Origin of the sequence: Saccharopolyspora sp. NPDC002686, from assembly GCF_040295745.1 — a bacterium.
Classification (GTDB): Bacteria; Actinomycetota; Actinomycetes; order Mycobacteriales; family Pseudonocardiaceae; genus Saccharopolyspora; species Saccharopolyspora oryzae.
Map to the genome: position 1 here is coordinate 1 of NZ_JBEOVY010000371.1, position 7,231 is coordinate 7,231.

Below are 7,231 nucleotides of genomic sequence, written 5' to 3' on the forward strand. Positions count from 1 at the left end.
GTCCCGACACGCCGGGGTTCCGACACGCCCGGGTGTGCAGTTTCAATTGAAACTGTGAATCCCGGGCACGGCGGAGCGCAGTTTCAATTGAAACTGTGATCCACCGCGCCGGGTGGGGTCGTCACTGGTGCTGGCTGAAGATCGTGTCGAAGGCCAGGGACGAGGCCAGGACCATGCTGAGGAGGGGGTCCTGGAGGGGCCGGTGGAGCTGCAGGACGTAGTTGTCCGCCGTGGTGAACGCCGCCTTCGCCAGGCCCTGCCAGGTCTTGCTGATCTGGCCGACCGGCTGGTCCGCCTGGTCGAGGACCTTGATGTCCCAGGCGCGCAGGTTCTCGGCCTGCAGACCGCCGATGCGCTGGCCGCCGATCTCGAAGTTGAAGCGCGCCTTGCCCCAGAAGTTCGCCAACCGGATCTCGCCGATCAGCGACTGGTCCGGGCGCTGCACGTGGACCGTGCCCTTCCAGAGCGTCGCGGGACGGGTCAGCAGCAGGACCGGGCGACCGGTGATGTCCCGGATCTCCAGCTTGACCGTCATCAGCGAGTCGAGCTTGGTGAACGCGCGCAGCGCTTTCTGCGCGCCGTTCTGCCCGACCTGCACGACCGAACCGAGCTGCCGTCCGTGCTGGTCGTAGATGGCGTACTGGTTCGACATCTCGATCAGCTTGGCCTGCTGGTTGATCACCAGCACCGGTTCGGTGAACAGGGTGCCCCCACCGCCGGCGACCGGCCCGCCGACTCCGGCGCGCTGCTGCACCTGCTGCTGGATCGACGCGGCGTTGCCGGTCCCGCCCACGGACAGCTCAGCGGCGTTGGCGTCGCCTTGCGGCTGCGGGGCCGGTGCCTGGGCCGGCTGCACGTGTTGCGTCCACTGGCGGCCGTCCCACCAGCGGACGTAGCGCGGGTCCGCCTGGTCGGGGTACCAGCCTGGCGCGGGAGCGTTCATGGGGCCCAGGCTAAGTGATCGGCGCGGGGGCTGTCCGCCATTTCCGGAGCCTGTTCGCGAACTCGTTTTGGCTGGTCAGGACAAAGCGGATCAAACGGCAGGCGGTGAACCCGATGCGTTTCGGCTCGGTGGCGTTCCGGGCTCGGCTAAAGTCCGGACAGCAATCCCGCCGTGCTCCAAGGGGAGGCGAGGGCCTCCCGTGACCCGAGGCCCCGATGTCGTTCGCAAGCCCCCTGTTCCTGTGGTACTTCCTGCCGGTTGTCCTGGCGGCAGTGCTGATCGCGCCGCGCCGCGGGCGCAACGCGGTGATCGCGGTGGCGAGCCTGCTGTTCTACGCCAGCGGCGCGGGCGGCACGACGTTGCTGCTGCTGGCGTGCATCGTGGTGAACTACCTCGCCGGGCTGCGGCTGGAGCCGGTGGAGTGGGGCTTCGAGCAGAACCGGCGGCGGTGGGTGCTGATCGGCGCCGTGTCGTTCAACCTGGCGATCCTGGCGGTGTGGAAGTACGCCGGGTTCGCCACCGAGCAGCTGGCGGTGCTCACCAGCTGGTTCGGCGGCGACTTCCCGGTGCTGCACCTGGCGCTGCCGATCGGCATCTCCTTCTACACGTTCCACCACATCTCCTACGTGGTGGACATCTACCGCGGTGAGCGCCCGGCGCTGCGCGACCCGGTCTCGTTCGTCACCTACATCGCGATGTTCCCGCAGCTCGTGGCCGGTCCGATCGTGCGCTACCGGGAGATCGCCGACCAGCTGCCGCAGCAGCGCACGCACCGGCTGGACGACATCGCGGCCGGTTTCCCGCGCTTCGCCTGGGGGCTGACGAAGAAGGTCGTCATCGCCGACACCCTGGCGCCGATGGTGGACGCGTGCTTCGCGACGCCGGACGAGGACATGACGTTCGCGATCGCCTGGCTCGGTGCGATCGGCTACGCGGTGCAGCTGTACTTCGACTTCTCCGGCTACTCGGACATGGCCATCGGTCTGGGGCGGATGCTGGGGTTCCGGCTGCCGGAGAACTTCGCGCGGCCCTACTCGTCGGTGACCGTCACGGAGTTCTGGCGGCGCTGGCACATGTCGCTGTCGCGCTGGTTCCGCGACTACGTCTACATCCCGCTCGGCGGCAACCGGCACGGGCAGGTCCGCACCTACCGGAACCTGGCGATCATCTTCGTGCTGACCGGTTTCTGGCACGGCGCGGCCTGGACCTACCTGGTGTGGGGCTTGTTCCACGGTCTGCTGCTGGTGGTCGAGCGCGCCTTCGGCTGGGCCCACTCGCCGTCGGGCACCCGCGCCCGGATCGCCCGGCGCGCGCTGACGTTGCTGCTGGTGGTGATCGGCTGGGTGTTCTTCCGCTCGCCGGACCTGGGCAGCGCGTTCGTGATGCTGGGCCACATGCTGCTGCCGGACTTCTCCGGTGTCACCGACATCGTGTCGGCCTCGGTGACCAACCAGCGCCTGGTGTTCCTGCTGCTGGCGCTGGTCGTGCTGTTCCTCCCGGCGAACTCGGGCACCGGCCCGTTCCTGGAGTCGGTCCGCACCCGCCAGGCCTACGCCCTGCGCATCGGCGTCCTGACCCTCGGCCTCGGCTACTCCGGCCTCCTCGTCGCCACCGGCTCCTTCAGCCCGTTCCTCTATTACCAGTTCTGAGGGGGCAGGCCGTCTGGGTTTTCCGAAACCGGACCGCGGTCGGCTTAGCCTCTGCCACGCTGCCCTCGTGGGGAAGAGGATCATGCAACCCTGGAGTGAGCTGCCGCCTTCGAAGCGCTGGACCCGAGTTCGGCTGCTGGGCTCCCTGGTCATCGCGGCGTGGGCCCTGTGCGCGTTGCTCACCAGGATGCCGGGCTACGTCGGGTACCTGACCATCGGTGCCGTCGTAGTGTGGCCCGCTCTGACCGGGATTCCCGAGATGCGGGCGCGGCGAAAGGAATCACGACCGCAGCTGTGAGCCGCCGCGCCGACCTGCGCATCATCGATCTCGCCGCTGGGTATTCGATGCTCAGGCCGAGGCATGCACTGCCGGTTCGGAGTTCCGCCATGCGTGAGCACACCCGCGACCGCACGTCCGGCACTCGGCGCCGGAGAGCGCTGAAGATTCCGGTGCAACGGGTGGACAGCTTCCAGCAGCACCACCGTTCGTTGGGCGTGGCGGTGGCCGTGTTCCGGAAGTTCGCCGAGGACCGGTCCGCGAACTTGGCGAGCATGCTCGCCTTCTGGGCGTTCTTCTCGATCTTCCCCCTGCTTCTGGTGCTGGTCACGCTGCTCGGCTTCCTGCTGCCGGTCAGCATGAAGGACCAGGTGCTCAGCAACGTGGCGACGATGTTGCCGCTGCTGGACCCCGCAACGGTCCAGGGGCTCAGCGGCGAATGGTGGGCGCTGGGCCTAGGTGCGGTCACCGCGCTGTGGAGCGGTCTGCGGGTGGTTCGCGTCGCCCAAGCAGCGCTCAACTCGGTCTGGGGACTGCCGTTCACCCGGCATCCCACGATCGTCCAGCAGACCGTGCGCGGTGTGGCCGTGTTGGCCACCATCGGCGTGGGACTGGTGGTGAGCACCCTGGTCAACGGATTCGTCTCCGGCGCTGCGGAGGGGATCGATCTGGGCTGGGTCGGTCGCGTGCTCGGTTACGCGATCGCGATCGTTCTGGACCTGGGGTTGTTCGTGGCCGCGTTCCGGCTCCTCACCCACCGGCAGGTCACCACCCGCGACGTCCTGCCCGGCGCGGCGCTGTGCGGGGTGCTGTTCTTCGTGCTGCAAACCGCGTCGTCGCTGATCATCAGCCGGTTCTTGCACACCGCTCAGAGCACTTACGGCCCCTTCGCCACCGTGATCACCATGCTGTGGTGGTTCTACCTGCAAAGCGTCATCACCCTGCTGGGTGCACAGCTGAACGTGGTGCTCAAGGAACGCCTGCACCCTCGCGCGCTGGTCGACGCGCCGCAGACCGACGCCGACCGCCGTGCCCGCAGCACCGATGCCCAGGTACGCGCCTACCACGACGAGAACGGCAAACGTCGTTGATGAAGCAGCCGTGCAACCTGGTGCAACGGTCGCACCTGGGCAGTCGCGGGCGTGTGCTGGAACGCGTTGGCAGCGGAGCCGGTCTGCGCGGCCGGGCAGATCAAGGGCGGCAAGCGACGATAAGATCAACTGTCCCCATCGCGGTTCGTCCTGCCGCGACCACGACGTGGAGAACATCGATGGTGCTGCTGGCCCCGTCCGTCGAACAGCTCGGCCGAGCGCTGGAGGCCGTCGGTCACCTGGTTTCCGGCATCCGAGAAGGGCAGTGGTCGAACCCGACTCCCTGCACCGACTGGACGGTGGAGGACTTGGTGAACCACTTGGTGGACGTGAATCTCGCCGTGGCCGCTTCGCTGACGCACCAGGCACCGCCCGAACCCGGCACGCGGCACCTCAACAGCACCCCCGTCGAGGTCTACGTCAGGTCCAGCGGAGCGGTGCAGGCCGCGTTCGATCAACCGCAGGCCCTTGAACTCATCTACCAGGGGCCTTTCGGCGAGACCACCGGCGCGGCACTCCTGCTCGTGCGCATGGCTGATCTCCTGACTCACGGCTGGGACCTCGCCCGGGCAACCGGGCAACCCGTCGACCTCCCCGAAGACCTGGCCGAACAGGCTTTGACATTCGTCAGCCGCCAATTCACCGAGCCGGTGCGAAACGGTCGGTTCGATCCTGCTCAGGCCATCTCGGAGGACGCTCCGGCGATAGACAGACTTGCCGCATTCCTCGGTCGTCCTGCCGCAGGGGCGGACTGATCGACCACTACCGGTTCTGAGCGGACCGCTGCGGGGTGCAACCTGGTGCAACGGTTGCACCTGGGCAGTCGCGGGCGTGTGCTGGAACGCGTTGGCAGCGGAGCCGGTGGGAGGCGCGATGCGTGCTGCGGTGTACCGGGGGCGGGAAGAGCTGGTAGTCGAGGACGTCGCGGAGCCGGCCTGCTCGGCCGGGCAGATCAAGGTGAAGGTCGGGTACAACGGGATCTGCGGCACCGACCTGCACGAGTACTACGCGGGGCCGATCTTCGTCCCGACCGAACCGCACCCGCTGACCGGGTACCGGTTGCCGCTCACCATGGGGCACGAGTTTTCCGGGACCGTCGTGGAGGTCGGTGCGGACGTGTTCGACGTCGCCGTGGGCGACCACGTCGCGATCGAGCCGGTCTACCGCTGCGGGAAGTGCCCGCCGTGCCTGGCCGGGCACTACAACGTGTGCCGGCAGATCGGGTTCCACGGGTTGATGGCGCCCGGCGGGATGGCCGAGTACTCGGTGGTGCCGTCGTGGATGGCGCACCGGTTGCCGGCGTCCGTCGGGGCCGAGCTCGGTGCGCTGGTCGAGCCGATGTCGGTGGCCTACCACGCGGCGCGGCTCGGCGAGGTCGGTCCGGGCGGCAGCGCGGTGATCTTCGGTGCCGGGCCGATCGGGATCGGCATCTGGTTCGCGCTGCGCGGCATCGGCGTCGAGGACATCACGGTCGTCGAGCCGTCGGAGACGCGGCGGGCGGCGATCGCCGGGTTGGGCGCGGCCGATGTCATCGACCCGACGGAGATCGACCCGGCCACCCACGTCATGCAGCGGACCGGCGGGCGCGGTGCGGACGCCGCTTTCGACGCGGCGGGCGTGAAGGCCAGCGTGGCAGCCGGGATGTCCTGCCTGGGGGCGCGCAAGCGGCTGATCGCGGTGGCGATCTACGAGCACCCGTTGCAGACCGAGCTGCTCCAGCTGGTGATGCGTGAGTCCGCGATCCAGGGTTCGCTCTGCTACACCGCGGACGACTACGGGGCGGTGATCGACCTGATGGCGCGCGGCCACTACGACACCACAGGCTGGGTCGAGCACGTGCCGTTGGAGCAGGTCGTCGACGAGGGGTTCGCCGCGCTGCGGGCCGGGCGGAAGATGAAAGTGCTCGTCGATCCATGAGTTTCCGGCTGGTCGCGGTGCGTGGCCGGTTAACGTTGGGGTGTGTCGCGGCAGAAGAGCTTCCCCCCGGTCCACGAGGCGTGGTTGCCGCGGGAGCACCCGATGCACCGGCCGCGGCACGGCAGGCGGCAGCTCGCCGCGCTGGTGTGCGCCGTCCTGTTCTTCACCGCACCCCTGACCAGCTGGGTCCTCGGTGCTAGGCCGACGCAGCTGGAGAACCGGCCGCTGGCGGCGTTCCCGAGCATCACCGACGGTTGGGGCGCCTTCACCGGCCTGAACGCGTGGGCCACCGACAACCTGCCGTTCCGGAAGGACGCGGTGCAGTCGGTGGACGCGCTCAGCCGGGGGATCTTCGGCGAACCCGCCCGGCTCGACGGCGGTTCGCACACCTCGCCGGTGGGGGCCGGGCAGGTCGACGAGAAGCCGCAGATCGACGAGAACGTGTTCCCCGCGGTCATCGAGGGCAAGGGCGGCTGGCTCTACCTCGGGCACGACGTGTCCTACCGGTGCGTGCCGAAGCGCTCGCTGGACGAGGTGATCGCCGGGCTGCGCCGCTGGAAGTCCGTCGTGGAAGCCTCCGGGCGGAAGTTCCAGCTGGTCATCGCGCCCGACAAGTCCACGGCGTACCCGGAGAACATGCCGGACCGCTACGCCGGGAAGGACTGCTCGACGAAGGCCCGCGAGGAGTTCTGGAAGCGGGTGCCCGGCCAGACCGGTGCGCTGGACATGCGCAAGCAGCTGCGCGACGTGGCGGCCCGCAACCAGCGGCCGATCTACCACGACATCGACACGCACTGGACGCACGAAGGCGGCATCACCATGGCCTACCAGCTCGCCGAACGGCTCCAGCCGGGCGTGACGAGCAGCTGGAAGGTCCTGCCGTCGCGGCAGTACCCGCACAGCGCGGACATCCCGGACCTGCTGGGCCAGGACCGGACCGTGAACATCCAGGCGTACTCGCTGGCGCCCGACGGCAGCGACGTGGACAACACCCAGTTCAAGCCCAGCGACTTCCACGAACCGCTGCACCTGGACTCGCCGCCGAAGCCGGGCATGGTCACCGCGCCGATGCGGATGGTCGGCGACTCGTTCACCCAGTTCGCGAGCCCGTACCTGGCGGCGACGTTCACCGACGTCACGATCGTCCACCCGGACCAGGTCGCCCTCGACCCTGCGGCGACCGGTCGGCTCCTGTCCGAAGGGGAAGTGGTGACCTTCGAGCTCTCCGAGCGCTTCGTCGCCGGAGGCCGCTACCCGATGCTCGACCCGGCAGTGGCCGACCAGGTCGGCGAAGTCCTCGCCGCCCACCCCGTCCGCTGACACCGGAGTCGTGAGTGCGAAAACCGGCTGCAAC

The 7,231-nt window shown here is 68.8% G+C and carries 7 protein-coding genes; 6 read left to right on the top strand and 1 reads right to left on the bottom strand.

The features are described 5' to 3' along the window. Positions 1 to 121: 121 nt before the first annotated feature. A complete protein-coding gene (locus tag ABTZ89_RS32785) occupies positions 122 to 943 on the bottom strand; it encodes a phospholipid scramblase-related protein (RefSeq protein WP_270947327.1) in 822 nt (273 codons plus the stop codon). 215 nt (positions 944 to 1,158) lie between these two features. On the opposite strand from ABTZ89_RS32785, the gene ABTZ89_RS32790 reads away from it, so the two are divergent. The 6 genes from ABTZ89_RS32790 to ABTZ89_RS32815 all read left to right on the top strand — a co-directional run bounded on the left by ABTZ89_RS32790 (position 1,159) and on the right by ABTZ89_RS32815 (position 7,197). Continuing rightward, positions 1,159 to 2,592 (top strand): MBOAT family O-acyltransferase, encoded by a 1,434-nt coding sequence (locus tag ABTZ89_RS32790; protein WP_351052071.1) that lies wholly within the window; start codon positions 1,159 to 1,161, stop codon positions 2,590 to 2,592. Positions 2,593 to 2,674: 82 nt separating this feature from the next. Next, positions 2,675 to 2,890 carry a hypothetical protein gene (locus ABTZ89_RS32795; RefSeq protein ID WP_351052074.1) on the top strand — a complete coding sequence of 72 codons (216 nt, stop codon included), beginning with the start codon at positions 2,675 to 2,677 and terminating at the stop codon, positions 2,888 to 2,890. 89 nt (positions 2,891 to 2,979) lie between these two features. After that, the gene (locus tag ABTZ89_RS32800; protein WP_351052076.1) at positions 2,980 to 3,960 is read left to right on the top strand and encodes a YihY/virulence factor BrkB family protein; all 981 of its coding nucleotides are present in this window, start codon (positions 2,980 to 2,982) and stop codon (positions 3,958 to 3,960) included. Positions 3,961 to 4,139: 179 nt separating this feature from the next. Next, positions 4,140 to 4,715: a TIGR03086 family metal-binding protein gene (locus ABTZ89_RS32805; RefSeq protein ID WP_351052079.1), complete on the top strand. Its 576-nt coding sequence runs from the start codon at positions 4,140 to 4,142 to the stop codon at positions 4,713 to 4,715. Positions 4,716 to 4,833: 118 nt separating this feature from the next. After that, entirely contained in the window at positions 4,834 to 5,877 is a 1,044-nt protein-coding gene (locus tag ABTZ89_RS32810; protein WP_351052082.1) for a 2,3-butanediol dehydrogenase, read from the top strand. 42 nt (positions 5,878 to 5,919) lie between these two features. Further along, positions 5,920 to 7,197, top strand: coding sequence for an alginate O-acetyltransferase AlgX-related protein (locus ABTZ89_RS32815; RefSeq protein ID WP_351052085.1), 1,278 nt, complete (start codon positions 5,920 to 5,922; stop codon positions 7,195 to 7,197). Positions 7,198 to 7,231: the final 34 nt, after the last annotated feature.